We start from the raw sequence: 19,906 nt of genomic DNA, 5'->3' as shown, positions 1-19,906 counted from the left end.
GATGAAAGCACTCAACCTAACGATGGCGGCATTTGGTCCCTATCGCCATAAGCAGGTGGTGGATTTTACGACATTGGGAGAGGAATCGATTTTCCTCATCACAGGTCCTACAGGCGCTGGAAAAACAACGATCTTCGATGCGATGTGCTTTGCCCTTTATGGCCGTGCTAGTGGAAGCGATCGGGATCAGGACTCGATGCGCAGTCATTTTGCAAATGCAGGGGAGCCGACCTATGTGGAATTCACTTTTGAATTGCGAGGCAAAACGTATCGCATTGTGCGGATGCCTAAACAAATGAAGAAAAAGGAACGGGGGGAAGGGTGGAAAGAAGACCCGGCCCGTGCCGATTTCTATATGATTCAAGGTGAAGAAGAGAAATTAGTAGCTTCAAAGATCAAAGAAGTAAATGAATACATCGAAGAAATCTTAGGACTTGATTATGAGCAATTCCGGAAAATGATCATGATCCCTCAAGGGGAATTCCGAAAGTTAATCTCCGAAAACAGTAAAGAGCGGGAAGAAATCCTACAACGTATTTTCAAGACAGAATTTTTTGAGGAAGTTACTCATTACTTTAAGAAAGAATCGAAGGTATTGGAAGCGGAAATCAATCAATTTGAATGGAAAATTTCGCAAGAGAAGGAAAGAATCGTTTGGGGGGAAGAAGCAGACGATGAAATAGAAAATGAGGAACTTTCAAAAGTCCGCGAGCGTTTGGATCAACGGATCGATCATCAAAAACAAATGATATCGGAAGAAAAATCCCATGTAAATCAACTTCAGCAAAATACGGAACACTTACAGAACGAGTATTACGAATCGAAGCAGCTGCTGGATCTTTTTGAGGAAAGGGACAGGCTCTCCATGGAGAGTGGAAAACTGGAAGAACGTTCTGAGGTTATTAAAGATCTAGAGAAAGAGCATGCTCAAGCGAAGCAGGCTGCGGAAGTCCGTCCTTATGAGAAGCAGTATGAAGAACGAAAAAGAGAACTGGAAGGACTTCGTTCGAGTCAATATGAGCGTGAAGAAACTTACAAACGTGTAAAAGCAGAGTTCGATAAGGTGCAAGAAGAATATAGGAAACAAGCGGATCAACAAGAAGAACGTGACAAATTAAAAGAAGCCTGGCAACAAAAAGTAAGAGAAAAAGGCCTATTGGAAGAGTTTTTGAAAAAGAGTAAAAGCCTAGATAGCCTTGAAAGGAAACTGGAAGACCACAGGCGGTCCCTTTCAGAATTACAGGTGACAGAGCAGAAGAATCTTGAAGACACAAAACGGATGAGAGAACAAATGAAGGGGGAGCGATCGCTAAGAGAATCTGCTTATGAGACGAAACAATCTTATCAATCCTTGAAGATAAGAAAGGAAACCCTCGAACGTTTATCCAAAGAGTGGGGGCAACTGGCGAGACTGCGTGCAAGGTACCAGACCGTTTCTAAAGACTATCAAGGCAAAAAACAGGCATTACAATCATCAAAAGAGACCTATGAAAAAGCGTTGGATGACATTAGAAAACACCATGCCTACACCCTTTCCCTACATTTGAGTGAGGGAACCCCTTGTCCTGTTTGCGGTTCATCCTCACATCCAGACGTGGCAGGGAAGCCGGAGGATGTGATGAGTGAAGAACAGGTGGACCGGCTCAGGGAGCGTTACAAAGAAGCGGAACGATCCTTTGATAAGGCGCAAGATGAATTGATTCAGGTGAAATCTGAAGGGGAGGCCCAACGTCAGCTGACAGAAAACCTCTGGAGCGATTTACAAGTGGACGGTGGCCTCACTGAAGAGTCAATCGAAAAAGAAAAGCAGATCTGTTCTGATGAGATGGGGAAAATTTCAAAACAATATAACCACCTTAAACAAAAAATAGAAGAGATTCAATCGATTGAGAAGAAAATCGAACAGATGGATCAACGGTTGACATCACTACAAAAAGAAAAAGACTCGCTCCAGCACCAGATCAATGAACAACAGCAGGAGCGAACGAAACGAAAAACAGAATTGGAATCGTTGAAAGAAAACTTGCCCTCTACCGACGAACAGCCGGCTGAACTAATAGAAGAGGCATCAAGACTTGAAAACTTATATAAAGACGCAGATCAGAAATGGCAAGATATCCAGAAATTCTATCAAAAAAAGCGGGATGAATGGCAGAAAATCCAAACAGCTGTCGAAGAAGGAAAGAACTACTTGGATCAAGGAAAAAAAGCTTTAGAACAACGTAAAAACGAATTTGATCAAACGCTTGTTCAATTTTCGTTTGATTCGGTTGAGGATTACCATTCCGCCATTCGAACGCCTCAAAAGATGGAACAAATGATCAATGAAATTCAACAGTACAAACAACGGGTTCACGCTGTAAACGAACGACTGCTGGAGTTGAATCAAAAATTAAAAGATAAAGAAAGGCCTGAGTTAAAAGTTGTTCAAGAGAAGTTGGATCAGATGCAGGAAAAACTGAACAAACAGCGGGAAATCGTCAACCACATACATGTGTCTCTACAACAAAATGAATCCATTCGAGAAAACATCCAAACGCTTGTAGATGAACAAGGGGAACTGGCTGCGAAATATTATGATATTGCGGAGTTAGCTCAGATTGCGAACGGGGATAATCATTTACGCCTCTCTTTAGAGCGGTATGTGCTGGCTTCTTATTTGGATGAAATTCTGATACAGGCCAATTTGCGCCTCGACCAGATGACAGATCACCGTTACCAACTTATCCGAAGCGATGCTATAGCTAAGCGAGGAGCTCAAAGCGGGCTCGACCTTGAGGTTATTGATCATCATACAGGGCAACAGCGTTCAGTGAGGACTTTATCTGGTGGGGAAGGCTTTAAAACATCCTTAAGTTTAGCTCTTGGAATGGCAGATGTCGTTCAAGCTCACGCAGGAGGTGTTCAGCTGGATACATTGTTCATCGATGAGGGATTTGGGACCCTTGACGATCTGTCGTTAGAACAAGCCATTGGTTGCCTAAGAAGTTTGCAGGACGGCAACCGGATGCTCGGCATTATTTCCCACGTTCAGCAATTGAAAGAGGAAATCCCTGCGAAATTACAGATAGATGCCGGACCTGAAGGATCAAAAGTCGAATTTGTCTTCCAGTAATACACGATTATTTCCTAATGTCCGATTTATTTTCCCTGAAAAGCGCCAGTAAACAACAGGAGTCTCCATAATATATGCTATTGTCGAGAAACAAAGAAAGATATGTGTCTGATTTTGCGCTTACCCGGGAAATATCTGAATCATTCAGCGGGAAATGTTCATAAAGGATGTGTTCAGATGCCACAACTAACCAATGATTGGGCCGATCGCCTAAATGAAGAGTTTACAAAAGACTATTATAAAGAACTACAGAAAATCATAGAGACAGAATACAAAACCAAAGCCATCCATCCTGCTTATGAGAATGTTTTTACAGCATTACAATACACACCGTATGCGTCAACGAAAGTGGTCATTCTCGGTCAAGACCCCTATCATGGGAAGAATCAGGCCCATGGGCTCAGTTTTTCTGTCCGACCCGGGAACCGCATCCCCCCATCCCTTCGTAATATTTACAAAGAATTAGCAGAGGATGTCGGTGTTCAGCCTCCAGATCATGGGTCTCTTCTTTCTTGGGCAAAGCAAGGGGTTCTGCTGTTAAATGATGTGTTAACTGTAAGGGAAGGGGAAGCCAATTCACACAGAGGATTGGGATGGGAAACATTCACAGATGCAGTCATTCAATCATTGAATGAAAGAAAGAAGCCGGTTGTCTTCTTTTTGTGGGGGAAACATGCACAAAAGAAGGGAGCTTTTATCAATCGAGAAAAGCATTTGGTTGTTACGTCTTCTCATCCCAGTCCATTTGCCGCACATAGAGGCTTTTTCGGCAGTCGGCCTTTTTCTCAGGCGAATACGTTTTTATCCAATCATGGGATGAAACCAGTGGATTGGTCGTTACCCCTGAGAACCTAGAGACAGGAGCCCATACCAGTTGGAAAAAAAGGCATATGCTAGAGTATTCTAACGTTTCGGAGGGGTTTTAATGTTTCCGACAGGTCAACCGCCATTCCCTCCTATGGGCCAATTCCCAGGGTTTCAGCAAGCTGCGCCGCAGATGATGCGTTCGATGGCTCCGTATATCAATGCGGGCAGCCGGGGCTTCGGAGGCTTTGGAGGCTTCGGAGCTCCAGGTTTTTTAGGTAATGCAGGTTTAGGTTCTGGGTTCCCGGGATTTCTTGGTGGAGGGGGAGGTACTGGTTTTGGGGCGCAAGCTCTTGGTGCTGCAGGGACAGCTGCAAAAACAGGAGGAGCTGGGTGGCTTGGCCACATGCAGACGGCATTGAAAGCTATGCAATCAGCAGCACCTATGATGCAGCAGTACGGTCCGATGCTGAAAAATATCCCAGCGATGATCAATATGATGAAGATCATGAATGAACCAGACGATGATGATGATGAGAGTTTGGTATCATTAGACGAAAGCAGTAAGAAACCATCTGTTTCTCAGGATTGGGAATCTACGAGTGTTCTTGATAAGAAAGAGAAAAGAAAGAAACAATCTCAAGGTGCATCACAGCCTAAATTATTCATTTAGGCTGTGCGTGTAGCTTGATTTTTTTTGTAGAGTTAGCAAGAATAGGAACATACCCAATAATTGAAGAAAAAACCTATCCCTTTAGGAGGTTATATTTTGAATAGACAATTAGAACAGGCAACATTCGCAGGGGGATGCTTCTGGTGTATGGTTGAACCTTTCGATGAACGCCCTGGAATCGAATCCATTGTTTCAGGCTATACGGGCGGACATACAGAAAACCCGACATACATGCAAGTGGTGACGGAAACGACAGGACACAGGGAAGCGGTTCAGATCACTTTCGATCCATCCATTTTTCCTTATGAGCGGCTGGTTGAGCTTTTTTGGCAGCAAATCGACCCGACAGATGCAGGGGGGCAATTCGCCGACAGAGGACACTCTTATACGACAGCCATTTATTACCACAACGAGAAACAGAAACAAGTGGCTGAGAAGAGCAAACAGGAGCTTGCAGCCTCTGGGAAATTTAAGGACCCGATTGTGACGGAAATTTTACCAGCTGAAACGTTTTATTCTGCAGAAGATAAGCATCAGGATTATTATAAGAAGAACCGCTTTCATTACAAACGGTACAAAAAAGGATCGGGACGGGCGGATTTTATTAAAAATCGTTGGAGTTATGAAAAAGATCAGGAAGAACTTAAACAACGCTTAACCGACATCCAGTATAAAGTCACACAGGAAAATGCGACCGAGCGTCCATTTCAAAACGAGTTTTATGATCATGAAGAAGAAGGCATTTATGTCGACATTGTATCGGGCGAACCATTGTTCAGTTCTAAAGATAAATATGACGCGGGCTGTGGATGGCCAAGCTTTACTAAGCCTATCGAAAAGCAGCAAGTAAAGGAAGAAGTCGACACGTCTCATGGCATGTTCCGAACAGAAATTCGAAGTGATCGAGCAGACTCCCACCTCGGTCATGTGTTTGATGATGGACCAAAAGATCAAGGAGGAATGCGGTATTGCATCAATTCCGCAGCCTTGAAGTTTATCCCTGAAGGAGATATGGAAGAAAAAGGATACGGTTATTTGACGTATCTGTTTCGATGAGTGACTCCTGATGCCCCTCTCACCTTCTTGATGATATAATGAAGGTAGCTTGAGGAGGTACTGAATTGGGAAGAAAACGAATTCTTACAAAAGAAGAAATTTTAAAAGAGACGGGCGCTTTGCTCAGGAAAGAAGGAATCCATGGGGTTCATTTTAAAAAACTTTCCACAGAGCTCCAGGTAAGTAGAAGTACCCTCTACGAATATTTTAAAAATAAAGAAGAACTCATTCTCTCCTACATGAAAAACATGATGGAGGAGATGACAGAAAAGATCGAAGCGATTCCAGAAGAGGCAACGCCAAACAACAAACTATATCAGCTTCTATACATTTTTCTCGACCATGCGGAGACCCATCATATCGATCAGATGATCCGGGAGTTGCAAAGCAGTGACCATACCCTGGCATTATTTTATCGCACGAAAATTCATGAAGATCTTATGGGGACGTATGACCAAATGTTGCATTGGATCAATGACGCAAAAAAATCTGGTATTTGGAAAGATGATATAGAGAGTGAAATGGTGGCTGATCTCATATTCCACTCCATATTATTTCCCACCAGGCACAAATATGGAGTCAATGAAATGACCGATCAACTGTTCAGGATGATCGAGTATGGTGTAAAAAATGAATAGGTGAACCGCTTCCGAACTGGGGAGCGGTTTCTTGTATTTCTCTTTTTTCTTTTTATATTTCCCGAAAGGAACGGTGCTCAATGAGAGGTTCGAAGCATATAAAGACATATTTGATCGCCTGGCCAGGCGGTCTTTTGTTCAGTGTCTTGAACATCCCGATCCCATGGATTTTAGGGCCGGTCGTGTTCGTAGTACTCGCTAAATACTTCACGCGATTGGAATCTGATACTCGACCGGCAGCAAAAAACATCGCTTTTGTTCTGCTAGGCATTCAAATCGGTCTTACCTTTAGTGCGGAAACGTTTCGATCTATCGGCCCCTATCTCTTCCCATATACCCTTCTTACATCAGTGATGATCGCCCTTAGCTTATTAGCTGGTTTGTACATAGCCAAGTATGGGAATTTAGACAAAACGACTGCACTTGTAGGAAGTTCTCCAGGCGGACTTTCTGCGATGATTGCGGTCAGCGACTCTTTGAAAGGGAACAGCGGTCTCGTAACGATTTTCCATACGCTACGCTTAATGAGCGTTCTTTTTATCATTCCTTTTTACGTCACTCATGGAAACTTTGCTGTTTCTACAACGGCCGTTGCGGGTTTGACGGGAGAGTTTAGCGAATACTCTTTCTATACCATTCCTCTATACTTGGTCGCCGCTTTCATCGGCTGGAAAGGGAGAAACTGGATTCCTGCTTCACTCGTCATCTTACCTATGCTTTTTATCGGTTCCCTTCAAACGTCAGGACTCCCATTTTACCCATTGCCAGGAATATTTTTCACTCTTGCTCAATTCCTAATCGGTACATATTTAGGACATACGGTATCTTTAAGAGAGATTATTTCAGCTGGAAAGAGCTGCGCTGCTTTTTTCATCTTGGCTGTTTCCATGATTGGTGTAGGGATTGTCATGGCCTTTCTATTAAGCTGGTGGACAACCATGGACATAAAGACAGCTGTCTTGGCTCTCGCGCCTGGTGGTCTGGTAGAAATGGCGATCACTGCTGAGCAAACAGGTAGTGAACCTGCCATTGTAAGTTCTTTGCAAACCATTCGACTATTAATGATCGTACTTTTTCTTCCCTGGTTGTTTAAGAAACTGGGAACATGAGTTTTGACATTATCTCGAATTAAAGATAAAATAAAAAGAGAATCAAATTAGATTACGATAAAAATATTATGTAAACTGAAACGGAAAGGATGAAGGATGTTGAACATGAAACACATCTTCCAAAAAGGAAATTCAGAGCGGACCTTGTTGCTTCTTCATGGCACAGGGGGGACAGAACAAGATTTGCTACCTCTAGCGAAAATGATTGATCCGGATGCTTCTGTCCTTTCTGTCAGAGGAAATGTATCGGAGAATGGTATGCCGAGGTTTTTCAAACGTCTAAGAGAAGGAGTTTTTGATGAAGAAGATTTGATTGCAAGAACGGATGAATTGAATGCTTTTCTAGATGAGGCAAGTAAAGAATACGGGTTCGAACGTAACCATGTTATTGCAGCCGGCTATTCTAATGGAGCGAATATCGCAGGAAGCCTACTCTTTCATTACACGAAAAGCTTACATGGCGCTTTACTGTTTCATCCAATGGTGCCGCGCAGAGGGATTGAACTTCCTGAACAAACAGGCCTTCCCGTATTTATCGGAGCGGGTGAAAATGATCCGATCTGTCCAGCTCAAGAAACAAAAGATTTAGAAAAGCTGTTAACCGATGCCGGAGCGGATGTGACCGTCCATTGGGAGCGGATGGGTCATCAATTGACGGAGAATGAAGTGAATACAGCGGCAGACTGGTATAAAAGCCAATTTTAATCGCTTGTCATATTGAGTCATCCCTTTGTTCATTGTATGATAGGAACACAGATACAAGGAGGATGTCTTATGATTCATAAAAATTGGGAAAACAATGAAACCTTGAAACAAATCGAATGCGTTCACAACGATGCAAAAAAATTCGTCGTGAATAATGTCCTAACTCCAGGCAAAGTGTACGATGTGAAAAACGAAAGTGAAGAGTTTTACTTTGTCATTGATAATTCCGGCCGTATGGGCGGTTTTTATAAGGAGTATTTTAAAGAAGTGTAAAAGACTGAAAAACCAGGGACTCGATCCCTGGTTTTTTTTAATGGCTGCATCTCTTCCTTCGACCTTCATAAAAAGTCATGCCACCCATAGGAATTTATTCTCATGTTTATATAAAAGATGATGTCGGGTAAGGGTAATTAACATGTTGATGAAAGGAAGAGTATGCCATGATTTTGGATAACATCAGAATCTACCAGCCCTATCCGACCTATGATTGCGACCGCACCTATGCGGTTAAAATAGAAGGAGAGAAGATTGAGGCGGTCTATGACTCCCCTTATAAAGGAGAGGGGGATATCGTGGATGGAAGAGGACGGGTCCTTTCGCCATCATTCAATGACAGCCATATGCACCTGCTCCGTTATGGACTATTAAAAAAAGAATTAGACCTGACCAAGGTGACCAGTTGGGAAGAAATGAAAGCTGTGGTTGAGAATCATTATGAAGAACTCCAACAATACGACTGGATTTTTGGAAAAGGGTTCAACGATGGAAACTTTGACGATATCGACCACCTGTTAACAGCAAAGGATCTAGAAGAAATACAAGTGAATGCCTATATGTATTTCATGCACCAGGATGGCCATGAATGTGTCATTAGTGAACAAGCGATGGAATTGCTGAAAAATGAAGAGGATTTTAAGAAAGAGCCGGAGGAATTTAAAGAGAAAGATGAACACGGCAATTGGAATGGCCGTTTCAAAGATACAGCGGTCCATTATATTAAGCACCATTTCTGGGGACGTTCAGCAGAAGATGCCAAAGAAGCATTAAAAAAAGCGTTGCCTTATCTTAGCGAAAATGGCTTGACGTCCGTTCATACAGATGATATTAATTTCATCGGGTCTTATCAGCGGTTGTGGAAAGCTTACACAGAATTAGAGCAAGAAAAAGCTTTGCCGATCGATGCCCAGCTCCATCATTATGTGTTCAATATCGATGATATGAAAACGTATTGTAACGAAAATGATCTTCGCACAGGACAAGGAACACCTCAAGTGAAAGTTGGATCATTCAAGATCTTCCTTGACGGTACCCAGCGACTTTATACAGCTGCCATGAGGAACCCTTATCCTCATGAACCGAATGCAGACGGTCGTTTGATCTATACTCAGGAACAGCTGGATGATATGGTCAAATATGCAAGTGACAATGATATGCAAGTGGCGATGCATGCCATCGGTGATCGCGCCGTTGAACAGGCGGTTACAGCTCTAGAGAAATCCCATGAGGCTACGAAACGATTGAGACATCGGATCATTCATGCCCAAACGCTTGCTCCTGATTTGATCTCAAGGTTAAGCGAGTTGAAGCCTTACATTGAAACACAACCTTCGTTCCTATTGGATGAATGGGAGGAAAAAGGGAAATGGACACCTGAAAGCCTTCTGCCTTATTGTGATGCTTATGAGAGCCTCTTAAAAGAGCACATCCCTATTACATTGAGCTCTGACCTTCCGATCGGTGCGCTGAATCCATTTACAACGATCTTTACGGCTGTCAATCGTACCGATCTTAGTGGGGATCCTGATGGCGGATGGATGCCGCAGGAAAAATTAAGCGTAAAGGACTCCTTCATAGGTTTTACAAAAACTCCAGCTGAGCTCGAATATAGAGAAGGAGAAAAGGGTAAAATAGAACCTGGTTATCAAGCCGATTTTGTAATCCTGGACAAGCATCCAGAAGAAATAGAATCCGAACAGTTGAAGGATATTAAAGTACTTGAAACATGGCATAGAGGAAAGTGTGTGTACCGGAAGTAATGTCTTCCACAACTTTCCTTGTCAACACTCGTTCCATCAGCCATAATGGAAATAAGTGATGGAAAGGGGAGGATGGGTAGCAATGGAGAAATTATTTTTAGTGCGTCACAGTGAAACAGAAGGTCAACATGAAGATTCCCCACTAACTAAGACAGGCATCAGGCAGGCTCAAGTGCTTTCGAACTTTTTAGAGAATTACGGTCATAAAATCGACAGAATCCTATCGAGTCCTTATTTGCGAGCCATTGAAACGATCAAGCCTTTTGCTAGAAAAAATAAGGTGACCATCGAAATGGATGACCGTTTAGAGGAACGAGTACTTAGTCGTGAACCTCTGGATGACTGGGAAGAAGTCCTTCATGATACGTTTGTCGACCCTGAACTGAAACTAACAGGAGGAGAATCCTCCACAGAAGCGAAAAAGCGTATCCTTTCTCTCATTGACGAACTTGAAAATGAAGATTGTGGGAACGTTCTCCTTGTTACTCATGGGAACTTGCTAGCTTTATTGCTTCAAAAATATAACCGTGAAATCGGTTTTTATGAATGGAAACGTCTCTCCCGTCCAGATGTATTCCTTGTGCAAAAACAAGGTGGAGAATATACAGTTGAACGAATTTGGGAAGACTGAGTTTCCATCTTCCCATTTCTTTTTCCATTCCATGCGAAATTAGTCGAATGACTACGGGAATTGCGATTTTTTATCAAAATCGTTATAGTATATTGTGGTGTTTATCTTAGCCAGTAAGGGTGAATAGTCATTATAAGCCCACGAAATTCTAAAGAAGGAGGAGAAATAGATATGGCATTTGTAATCACATCCCCTTGTAAAGATGAAAAAGCTGGAGAATGCGTAGATGTGTGCCCAGTTGATTGTATCGAGGAAGGGAAAGATATGTTCTATATCGACCCTGCGATTTGCATAGATTGTGGTGCGTGTGAAGCGGTGTGTCCAGTTGAAGCGATTTATATCGAAGACGAGGTACCAGAAGAAGAAACTCCATACATCGAGATTAACCGTAAGTTCTTTGAAGAACAGTAAGTATCATAACCAGACCGTCTCTTCCCCGAAGAGGCGGTCTTTTTCATATCCTCTTCCCGTAACAAGAGCTGGTGTCATAACCTCTAGTCTCTTCTTAATCGCCTGACCTTCTTCTGGTGGAGTTGTTCTTGTGTGAATAATTCTCCTTTATGGAGGGTAGATAGAAAAGGAATGACAATAAGGGAGGACTCGATTATGACAAAATTAAAAAATCAGACAGCGATCATAACAGGTGCAAGTAGTGGAATCGGCAAAGCGATTGCCCACCATTTGGCAAATGAAGGGGCGAATGTTGTCTTAGCAGCTAGAAGAGCTGAAAAACTGAATGAACTGGCTGATGAAATCACCGAACAATACAATGTGGAAGCAAAAGTGATCGAGACAGATGTAACGAAGCGAGAAGATGTAGAGAAGCTCGTTGCAGAAACGAAATCCGCGTTCAAAACGGTGGATCTTTTCATAAATAATGCTGGCGTCATGCTTCTTTCTTTCTTAAAGAATGATCACGTGGATGAATGGGAACAGATGGTTGATGTCAATATCAAAGGAGTCTTATACGGCATCCATGCTAGCTTACCGACCATGATCGAACAGGAGTCCGGTCATATCGTCAATGTATCTTCGGTAGCAGGGCATGAAGTCTTTCCTTCGAGTACGGTATATAGTGCAACGAAATATGCAGTAAAGGCTCTTTCCATGGGGATGGAAAAAGAACTTTCTAAATCCGGAGTCCGAGTGACGAATGTGTCACCTGGAGCCGTGGATACCGAGCTTACGGACCATATTACAGACGGTGATGTGATTGAAATGTTTAAAAATCGTAGTATGGATCCATTAGAAGCTGATGACATTGCACGTGCGGTCTCTTACGCCGTGACTCAGCCCTCTTATGTCAATGTGAATGAAGTCATCGTGCGTCCTATGCATCAAAAGTAAAGGAAAAAAGATGACCGCAGGGGTGCGGTCATCTTCATTGTACAACTTTAAATTTTTTATAATCGTTGATCTTCTCATTATTTTTAACGTCGAGATCTTCCACTTTACTAAAAGGTGTGGGACCCTCGTCAATTTTTTTTATGAACTCCTGCAATTTTCCATGCTCCCCTTCCGCTTCAATCAGAACGGTTCCATCGGGCTGGTTTTTTACCCACCCGGAAATACCGACCTGTTCTGCGATCTGTTTGGTAGCAGCACGGAAACCGACCCCTTGCACACGGCCGTGTACGGTAATTTGATTGTTTTCCATTCTTCCACCTCCTCATCTATCCCCTGTTTCCCCAAAAAAAGAAGACGGCAAACCTTTAGAAGGAGTGAAGAGTATGAAAGAGATTGATATTACGGATATTGAGGGCTATGTTTTTGGGCAAAAAGAAAGTGAAGATCATCACACAGGGTGTACAGTGATACTCAGTCAAGATGGAGCTACAGCAGGTGTGGATGTCCGCGGAGGGGCTCCTGGAACGAGAGAGACCGATGCGTTGAAGTCCGAAAACCTGGTTCAGGAAATACACGGGCTCTTTTTGTCTGGAGGCAGTGCTTTTGGATTGGAAGTCGGTGCCGGAGTGATGAAGTATTTGGAAGAACAAGGGGTTGGATTTGATGTAGGGGTGACTCGAGTTCCTGTCGTTCCCGGGGCGATTTTGTTTGACTTAAAAGAAAACGATCAAGACATGCGCCCAGATGCAATCATGGGATATCAATCGGCAGCTTCCGCCAATAAGCATTCTCACTTGAAACAGGGGAATTATGGTGCTGGAGCAGGGGCCACCGTTGGAAAAGGGAAAGGACCTTCTTATAGTATGAAAGGCGGATTGGGGCACTACGCCATCCAAATTGGAGACGTGAAAGTAGGAGCGGTCGTCGCTGTCAATTGCTTTGGTGATGTCGTAAACCCTAAAACGGGCCAGATCCTGGCCGGTATGCAGAAAGAGGGGAAGTTTTTAAATAGTGAAGATGTGATGATGGATGAGATTAGGAGTGGTCATACCAATCGCTTTCGCGGGAATACAACGATAGGGGCTGTAGTCACAAATGCGAAAATAGAAAAATCAGCAGCCAATAAACTAGCGAGCCTATCGCATAATGGCCTCGCCCGTACAATTCGTCCTTCACACACGTTCGTAGATGGAGACACGTTGTTTTTCACAGGGTCCGGTAAAATCACTTGTGACTACAACAGCCTCGGAGTCATGGCTGTACGTGTGGTTGAAAAAGCGGTTCAAAATGCTGTGGAGCATGCAGAATCAACAGATCAATATTTATCAGCTAAAGACATACAGGGGGAGGAACAATGAAATGAACGTTTTTGTTTACGGTTCTCTTTGCAAAAATCAAGAAAATCATCATTATATAAAAAAAGCCTCATGTCTTTCTGAACAAGCTTTTGTGAAAGGAAAACTATTTACAGGCCACTCCTATTATCCCTTGTTAGTAAAGGATGAAGAAGAAGTCACCTATGGTGAGTTGTACGACATTCCATCATCTTTACTCGGGGAGTTGGATGAGTTAGAAGGTTACTCTGAACAGATGAAAAACCCCTATTTCGTTAGGGAGAGGTGTGAAGTTTACACACATCAAGGCGTAACAGAAGCGGTTGTCTATTATTGGCCTCGGGAAGTTGAAGGGGAAAGGGTCCACAATCACGATTGGAAAGTCCATCGATATATTCAAAGAGACCACCTTTCCTATTTTGCCTATGGATCCTGTATGGACAATTACAGGTTATGTGATCATGGCGTTGACCATTTATTTTCTACCGTTAAGGGGAAGGGGGAGCTCAAGGATTACAGGCTTGCTTTTTCAACTCATTTTGAAGACGGTTCGAGAGCTGATATCACAGAAAAACCTGGAGAATATCTGGAAGGGGTCGTGTATGAAATCGAAAAGCAAGCGCTTGATTATTTATACGTTCGGGAAGGTGTAGAAACGAAAGTGTATCGACCAACGATCGTAGATATTATCGTGGAAGGTGGAGCCATCATCCAAGCTCTCTCGTTTACAGTGATTGATAAGAAATATGACATCGCTCCCCCCTTTCACTATGCCGTTGAGATTCATCGCGGAGGTTCGAAATACCTTTCTGACCATTACATGAAATCTATCGAACATACATTTGTAGATGTATGGCAAGTGCCTGATTTTAAAGACTACTTGCAAAGAAAGGGTTGGAGAGAATGACGGTGGAGAAGTGGTTCAGTTATATAGCCAGGGATTTTACTCGTTTGCAATACGCGATTCTTAAGAAAAGAACCTCTCCCAAGGAAGCCATTATAATGGTTCACGGGATCACGGCAGAGTTTCACCATCACGAAGCTTTTGCTGAAGAATGTGTAAGAGACGCTGATATATATTTTCCTGTATTGAGAGGTTACGATCAAAGTCCTAAACGAGGGGACATTGACTATATGGGGCAATATGATGACGATTTGTTTGATTTCATTCATTTCATAGAAAAGGCTGGGTATGAAAAAATCACTCTTGCTGGCCATTCCATGGGCTGTGCTAACCTATTGAGGTTGATTCAAAAAAACAGGGAAGCGGCGAGTGAATACTTGTTTATCGCTCCTTTCTTCCACCCTACATTGCCGGTGTACCATGAAGATGCAACCGAGCAGTCCTCAGATCGTACGGATGTGGATTACACGGTTTTTGACAAAAAGGTGATGCTTCTCATGACGTTGTATAAGATGAGGATTCATCGGTTCAATGACAGAACGGTTGCTGAAATCCCGGATGAATTCAACAAAAGTGAAAAACTAACCTTGAGTTTCCGGCTCTTAGCATCAAGATTTCTGGAAAAAATACCTTCGGATTTGCTGTATGATATCAATGATCGAGTGTCCATTTATGTCGGAACTGAAGATGAGGTATTGATGCATAATGAGTTCAAACGCTATGTGGAAGAGCATTGGAAAGTGGCTGTCCACATCATTGGAGGTACCGATCATAACCATATACTGCATCAACCTCAATTTCACAAGGAATGGGCAGAAAAATGAAACCTGTTTATTCCGAGGTTATCTCGTTTCGTGGTCGTTATGACGACTTCGGCTACGAACAAGGAGAGCGTTTAAAACGTACGCGGTTGTATCAACACCATGAACGTAGAAGGGAACGCTCGAGGCTTCGATACGATGTGGACGTGCAAGTTGTCAAAGAGCAGATGGATCTTTATTCCAAGGGCCTCTTCGACGAACTTAAAGGTCTGTCAGAGGGTTTACAATGGTCACTTGAAGAAGTTATTCATGAATACAGCGGCTATCAGCAGGACTGGGAAGGTTCGGGTTGTTCGATATTAACGGGTAATGGCTACTTTGCAAGGAATTACGATTACCATCCGAAAACATACGAGGGGCGTTTCGTGTTGTTTCAGCCCAAAGATGGCTATGCGAGCATCGGACCTTCGCAGCGCATCATCGGTCGAACAGATGGGATGAATGAACACGGGCTTTGTATCGGGTATAATTTCGTGAATCGCATTCATCCGGAAGATGGATTCATCTGCTGTTTGCTGACAAGGATGGTCTTAGAAACGTGCAAAACGACGAGGGAAGCGGTTCACCTATTGAAAAAGCTTCCCCATAGACATTCATTTAACTATGTCGTCTTTGATGCAGAAGGGATAACGAAAATTGTAGAGGGCTCTCCACGTGGGGTATACGTAAAAGATGGACTCGCTTGTACCAATCACTTCACAGAAATTGCAGAAGAAAACCGCAGGCACCTCTCTGATTCACAGGAAAGACTGGATGATTTGAAAAGTCGTCAAGCTTACATCCTTCATGGATCAGAGGCTTTTCACTTATTGAATGACTCTTATGGTCCGATCTTTTCTCATGGATATAAACAGTGGACAGGCACGATTCATACAGCCTGATACAGTCCTCAGTCATTACACGTCCTATTTGGACTTGGTGGAGATACGGTCCCTACGAGTATTTCCTTTCAGGACTGGGTGGATGGAAAAGCGTCCCTTCCTCATAAGATCTATGGGGAATTGGACACAGAAGAAAGGATCCCTTATATCGATGACTAAGGTTCTTGCCCCTTGAGGAAACACAGCTCTTAAGAGTAGAATGAGGGAGGACATTGTACGGCAAAGGAGACTAGACATGAGCCAATTGACAGATATTAGCATCGGTAAAATTCAGAATTTATACTCATTTTTAAAAGCTCAAGGGGATGAAGGACAAAAGGAGAAAGTGTTGGATATCTATGAAAAGTTGCTAGATGAAGAAATGATCATCGGCTTTGCTGGTCATTTTTCAGCTGGTAAGTCAACATTAATTAACACGCTTTTAGACAATGACCTTCTCCCTTCAAGTCCTATACCTACGAGTGCAAACATCGTTCGTTTGAAGACGGGCGATCCTTATTCGATTGTGCACTTTCAGGATGGAACGGTCGTCCGTTATGATGCGGATATCGATTTGGAAACAATTCAAGCGCTCTGTAAAGATGGCGAAAAAATCACAGGGCTCGAAATTTCACAACCTGGACAGTCTTTGCCGCCACATGCATCGATTGTAGATACACCAGGGGTAGATTCAACGAATGATGCCGATCGGTTGATCACTGAATCGTCCCTTCACTTGATGGATTACATGTACTATGTCATGGATTACAACCATGTACAGTCCGAAGTAAACCTTATGTTTTTATTGGAAATGCAGCGTCGAAAGACACCTTTTTCAGTAGTCATCAACCAAGTGGATAAGCATGTAGAAAGAGAGCTTTCTTTTGAGTCCTATCAACAAACGGTAACAAACGCTTTTGAAAAGTGGGGCATTGCCCCCGAAAAAATCTACTTTACTTCTATGAGGGATTACTCTCTTCCTTTTAACGAGTTTCAAACGTTAAAAGAAGACTTCCGGTCTCTTTTTTCAAAATACCATCTTGAAAAGCAGTCAGAAACACAAGTGGAATGGATTGCAGAAGAAGCGGTCATGCATTACGCGGATGAAATGGAAGATCAGATGGCACCACTTCGAGAAGAAAAAGAGGGATGGGAGGCAAAGATCAATCAGAGCCCATTCCAAATATATGAACTCGAAAACCAACAAGGTCTAAAAGAGAAAGCAGAAGCAGAATTTCAGGAGAGGGTCAGTCAATTCATTTCGAACGCATACCTTATGCCGAGCGCACTTCGGGAATATGCGGAGGCTTACTTAGAGTCTGTACAGCCGGACTTCAAGGTCGGTCTTCTTTTTACACAAAAGAAAACTGAAGAAGAGCGTGCAGCAAGAGGGCAGGCGTTTTACGAAAAACTCACACACTCTGCGGAGAAAAACTTGTACTGGCCGCTTCGTGAACGCATGCTCCAGCTGATGGATGACTATGCTGTCAGTGACCAGGACTTGCTTGAACAGGTGCAGAAAAAGACCTTCCATTATCCTAAGGATCGGTTAAGTGCTCTTGTGGAACGTGGAGCATCAGTCACAGGTTCTTATGTTTTACGTTATACGGATGACGTAGCCAAAGATATACAAAAAGAAGCGCGGCGCTTCATACAAGGTTGGAAGGACTCATTCCTTCAGGCGATATCTGCTAGTCAACAGGAAATGGTTGAAAAGCATAAGGAAGTTTTTGAAGCGGTTGATAAAAAACAAGAATTGGACAGAAAACTAGACGTGTTGAATGAACAAATCAAAGACTATCGCCGCCAATTAGAAGTACATTTGGAGCAGGAGATTTCAGATGAAAACACCTTAGAAATCAGACGTGCGTGGCAGCAGCGAAAAGATGAAATCGTACATCGAAGTGCTGGGGAGATCCTTGCAGAAAAATCGGTCGTAGAGGAAGAAGCGGTTGATTCTCATCCTGAGCCACCTGAAAAGAATAGCTCTTCCATCGAACAGGCACTGCTCAGGGCTGATGAAACATTAGTAAACATCCAATCTCTAGAAGGAACAAAGCGCCTCTATCGTCAATTAGAGAAAAAACGAAACCGTTTGGATGACAGACATTATACGATCGCACTGTTCGGAGCATTCAGTGCCGGAAAATCCAGTTTTGCTAATGCTTTACTTGGAGATTTGGTGCTGCCTGTGTCGCCTAATCCCACTACCGCGACTATTAATAAAATCTCACCATCCAATCCAGAAAAGACGAACCGTTCGATTGACGCCTATGTAAAGACAGAAGCGGAAATGCTTGAAGATTTATCTCCTATTCTTAAAGACCTTGATCTCAACAGTCAAACCCTGGAGGCTGTTTACACGAAAGTAGAAAATTTAAAAGAAAAAGACTGGGAGAAGCTTGGTCATAAGCAACATTCTTTTTTACGTGCCTTCATCGACGGTTATCCAACCATGAAGCCCTATTTAGGAAAATGCATCGATGTGTCTTGGGAGGATTTCTCTTCATACGTATCGAAAGAAGAGAAATCCTGTTTCATTGAGTCTATGGAACTATTCTATGACTGCCCGTGGACGGAAGCGGGAGTCACTCTTGTTGATACACCTGGAGCTGATTCCGTGAACGCGCGTCATACAGACGTGAGCTTTGAGTACATCAAAGATTCTGATGCCGTTTTATTTGTTACCTATTACAACCACCCCTTCTCCCATGCTGATCAAACGTTCCTAAAACAGCTTGGACGTGTAAAAGATAGCTTCAGCCTTGATAAAATGTTCTTTCTCATTAATGCTGCTGACTTAGCCTCATCAGAGGAAGAACGAAAGCAAGTGGAGAGGTATGTGAGAGGGCAATTGAATGAATTCCAAATCCGTCATCCTAAACTTTTCTCCATTTCCAGCTTGCACGCACTGAAGGAGAAAATGGATGGCAAAGATATGGATTCTGGCATACAATCGTTTGAAGCAAGCTTCCGCTCTTTCCTTGAAGAAGATCTCGCCGAGATGATGATTCATGCAATTGATGAGGACATAAAAAGTATAAGGAAAGTTCTTGAGCACTTCATTGCAGCAAGTCAACTCAGTGAACAAGAGCGACATGAAGAAATTAGAAAAAATAAAGAAGAACAACATCACATCCAACACACCCTTGAAAAGGACTTTGATCAAGGGGCTGAAGACGCTATTCATAACAAAGCAAATAAACAAATTCACTTCGTTCATGAACGTATGATGCTGAATTTCAATGATCTATTCAAGCGACATTACAATCCAGCCACCATTCAAAATCAAGGTGATACAAAAGAGTCATTGAAAGTGGCACAAGATCAATTGTTGGATGAGTTGAGTTTTGAAATGCTTCAGGAAGTTAAAGCGGTGTGTGTCCGAATGGAGCGTTACATGGACCAGTTGGTGAATCAGACGAGAGAACGGATCGAGAGCGATATTTATAAAATCCGTCCCACTCTGCAATTATCTTTACAAGAAGAAGGAACCTATCCTCTTCCCCTGCTCAGTGGCCATGTGCACATGGAAGAAAAAGAAAAAGCCAATCTTCGGAAATGGTTCAGAAGCCCGAAAGCGTTCTTCGAAAGAAATGAGAAAGAAGATATGAAGGATGCAATGTCAGCCGTCATTTCTCAAGAATTGAAGGCTCAATTGAAGATGCTTGAAACACTCGTGATTGATCATTATAAAGAGCTGTGGCGGGAAAGGTATACGGAATGTATGAATGTCTGGAAAGAAGATGCCGAGGATCATTTCACGCAGCTGCAATCTCACCTTGAGCGACCAGAAAACACACAGGATCTTGAACAGACCCTTTCTAAAATTCCGCAGTTCTAATTCTTTGAAACAACACATAAAATCATATA

The 19,906-nt window shown here is 42.9% G+C and carries 18 protein-coding genes; 17 read left to right on the top strand and 1 reads right to left on the bottom strand.

Features of this window, described 5'->3' with window-relative positions; genetic code table 11:
* Nucleotide 1: 1 nt before the first annotated feature.
* From ACXACN_RS05365 to ACXACN_RS05310, 12 genes are all read left to right on the top strand, one after another.
* Complete coding sequence (locus tag ACXACN_RS05365; protein WP_474962875.1) at nucleotides 2-3,115, top strand: AAA family ATPase; 3,114 nt, start codon at nucleotides 2-4, stop codon at nucleotides 3,113-3,115.
* Between the two features lie 177 nt (nucleotides 3,116-3,292).
* On the top strand, nucleotides 3,293-3,970 hold the full coding sequence (locus ACXACN_RS05360; RefSeq protein ID WP_474962873.1) for a uracil-DNA glycosylase: 678 nt from the start codon (nucleotides 3,293-3,295) through the stop codon (nucleotides 3,968-3,970).
* A gap of 70 nt (nucleotides 3,971-4,040) precedes the next feature.
* Nucleotides 4,041-4,592, top strand: coding sequence for a VrrA/YqfQ family protein (gene vrrA, locus ACXACN_RS05355; protein ID WP_474962872.1), 552 nt, complete (start codon nucleotides 4,041-4,043; stop codon nucleotides 4,590-4,592).
* 96 nt (nucleotides 4,593-4,688) lie between these two features.
* Nucleotides 4,689-5,648, top strand: coding sequence for a peptide-methionine (R)-S-oxide reductase MsrB (msrB, locus tag ACXACN_RS05350; protein WP_474962870.1), 960 nt, complete (start codon nucleotides 4,689-4,691; stop codon nucleotides 5,646-5,648).
* Nucleotides 5,649-5,713: 65 nt separating this feature from the next.
* On the top strand, nucleotides 5,714-6,286 hold the full coding sequence (locus tag ACXACN_RS05345; protein ID WP_474962868.1) for a TetR/AcrR family transcriptional regulator: 573 nt from the start codon (nucleotides 5,714-5,716) through the stop codon (nucleotides 6,284-6,286).
* 80 nt (nucleotides 6,287-6,366) lie between these two features.
* Nucleotides 6,367-7,395 carry an AbrB family transcriptional regulator gene (locus ACXACN_RS05340; RefSeq protein WP_474962866.1) on the top strand — a complete coding sequence of 343 codons (1,029 nt, stop codon included), beginning with the start codon at nucleotides 6,367-6,369 and terminating at the stop codon, nucleotides 7,393-7,395.
* A 105-nt stretch (nucleotides 7,396-7,500) separates the two neighbouring features.
* A complete protein-coding gene (locus ACXACN_RS05335; RefSeq protein WP_474962865.1) occupies nucleotides 7,501-8,100 on the top strand; it encodes an alpha/beta hydrolase in 600 nt (199 codons plus the stop codon).
* 69 nt (nucleotides 8,101-8,169) lie between these two features.
* A complete protein-coding gene (locus tag ACXACN_RS05330; protein ID WP_474962864.1) occupies nucleotides 8,170-8,373 on the top strand; it encodes a DUF6501 family protein in 204 nt (67 codons plus the stop codon).
* Nucleotides 8,374-8,540: 167 nt separating this feature from the next.
* Nucleotides 8,541-10,136 (top strand): amidohydrolase, encoded by a 1,596-nt coding sequence (locus ACXACN_RS05325; protein WP_474962862.1) that lies wholly within the window; start codon nucleotides 8,541-8,543, stop codon nucleotides 10,134-10,136.
* An 82-nt stretch (nucleotides 10,137-10,218) separates the two neighbouring features.
* A complete protein-coding gene (locus ACXACN_RS05320) occupies nucleotides 10,219-10,767 on the top strand; it encodes a histidine phosphatase family protein (protein WP_474962860.1) in 549 nt (182 codons plus the stop codon).
* A gap of 171 nt (nucleotides 10,768-10,938) precedes the next feature.
* Nucleotides 10,939-11,178 (top strand): indolepyruvate ferredoxin oxidoreductase subunit alpha, encoded by a 240-nt coding sequence (locus ACXACN_RS05315; protein WP_089652514.1) that lies wholly within the window; start codon nucleotides 10,939-10,941, stop codon nucleotides 11,176-11,178.
* Nucleotides 11,179-11,373: 195 nt separating this feature from the next.
* Nucleotides 11,374-12,114: an SDR family oxidoreductase gene (locus tag ACXACN_RS05310; RefSeq protein ID WP_474962859.1), complete on the top strand. Its 741-nt coding sequence runs from the start codon at nucleotides 11,374-11,376 to the stop codon at nucleotides 12,112-12,114.
* A gap of 34 nt (nucleotides 12,115-12,148) precedes the next feature.
* Here ACXACN_RS05310 and ACXACN_RS05305 read toward each other — a convergent pair whose 3' ends face one another.
* Complete coding sequence (locus ACXACN_RS05305) at nucleotides 12,149-12,424, bottom strand: acylphosphatase (protein WP_474962857.1); 276 nt, start codon at nucleotides 12,422-12,424, stop codon at nucleotides 12,149-12,151.
* Nucleotides 12,425-12,497: 73 nt separating this feature from the next.
* Between ACXACN_RS05305 and ACXACN_RS05300 the strand changes: the two genes are divergently transcribed.
* From ACXACN_RS05300 to ACXACN_RS05280, 5 genes are all read left to right on the top strand, one after another.
* A complete protein-coding gene (locus tag ACXACN_RS05300; RefSeq protein ID WP_474962856.1) occupies nucleotides 12,498-13,472 on the top strand; it encodes a P1 family peptidase in 975 nt (324 codons plus the stop codon).
* Nucleotide 13,473: 1 nt separating this feature from the next.
* The gene (locus ACXACN_RS05295; RefSeq protein WP_474962854.1) at nucleotides 13,474-14,355 is read left to right on the top strand and encodes a gamma-glutamylcyclotransferase family protein; all 882 of its coding nucleotides are present in this window, start codon (nucleotides 13,474-13,476) and stop codon (nucleotides 14,353-14,355) included.
* Nucleotides 14,352-15,176 carry an alpha/beta hydrolase gene (locus ACXACN_RS05290; RefSeq protein ID WP_474962853.1) on the top strand — a complete coding sequence of 275 codons (825 nt, stop codon included), beginning with the start codon at nucleotides 14,352-14,354 and terminating at the stop codon, nucleotides 15,174-15,176. Before ACXACN_RS05295 ends, ACXACN_RS05290 begins: the two co-directional genes overlap by 4 nt.
* Nucleotides 15,173-16,054 carry a C45 family autoproteolytic acyltransferase/hydolase gene (locus tag ACXACN_RS05285; protein ID WP_474962851.1) on the top strand — a complete coding sequence of 294 codons (882 nt, stop codon included), beginning with the start codon at nucleotides 15,173-15,175 and terminating at the stop codon, nucleotides 16,052-16,054. The genes ACXACN_RS05290 and ACXACN_RS05285 overlap by 4 nt, the downstream gene beginning before the upstream one ends.
* 235 nt (nucleotides 16,055-16,289) lie before the next feature.
* Complete coding sequence (locus ACXACN_RS05280) at nucleotides 16,290-19,877, top strand: dynamin family protein (RefSeq protein WP_474962850.1); 3,588 nt, start codon at nucleotides 16,290-16,292, stop codon at nucleotides 19,875-19,877.
* Nucleotides 19,878-19,906: the final 29 nt, after the last annotated feature.

The sequence above is a fragment of the Halobacillus sp. AWM4_238 genome (genome assembly GCF_056158265.1).
The sequence above is the reverse complement of the archived record's forward strand: the minus strand, read 5'-3'. Positions and strand labels throughout refer to the sequence as shown.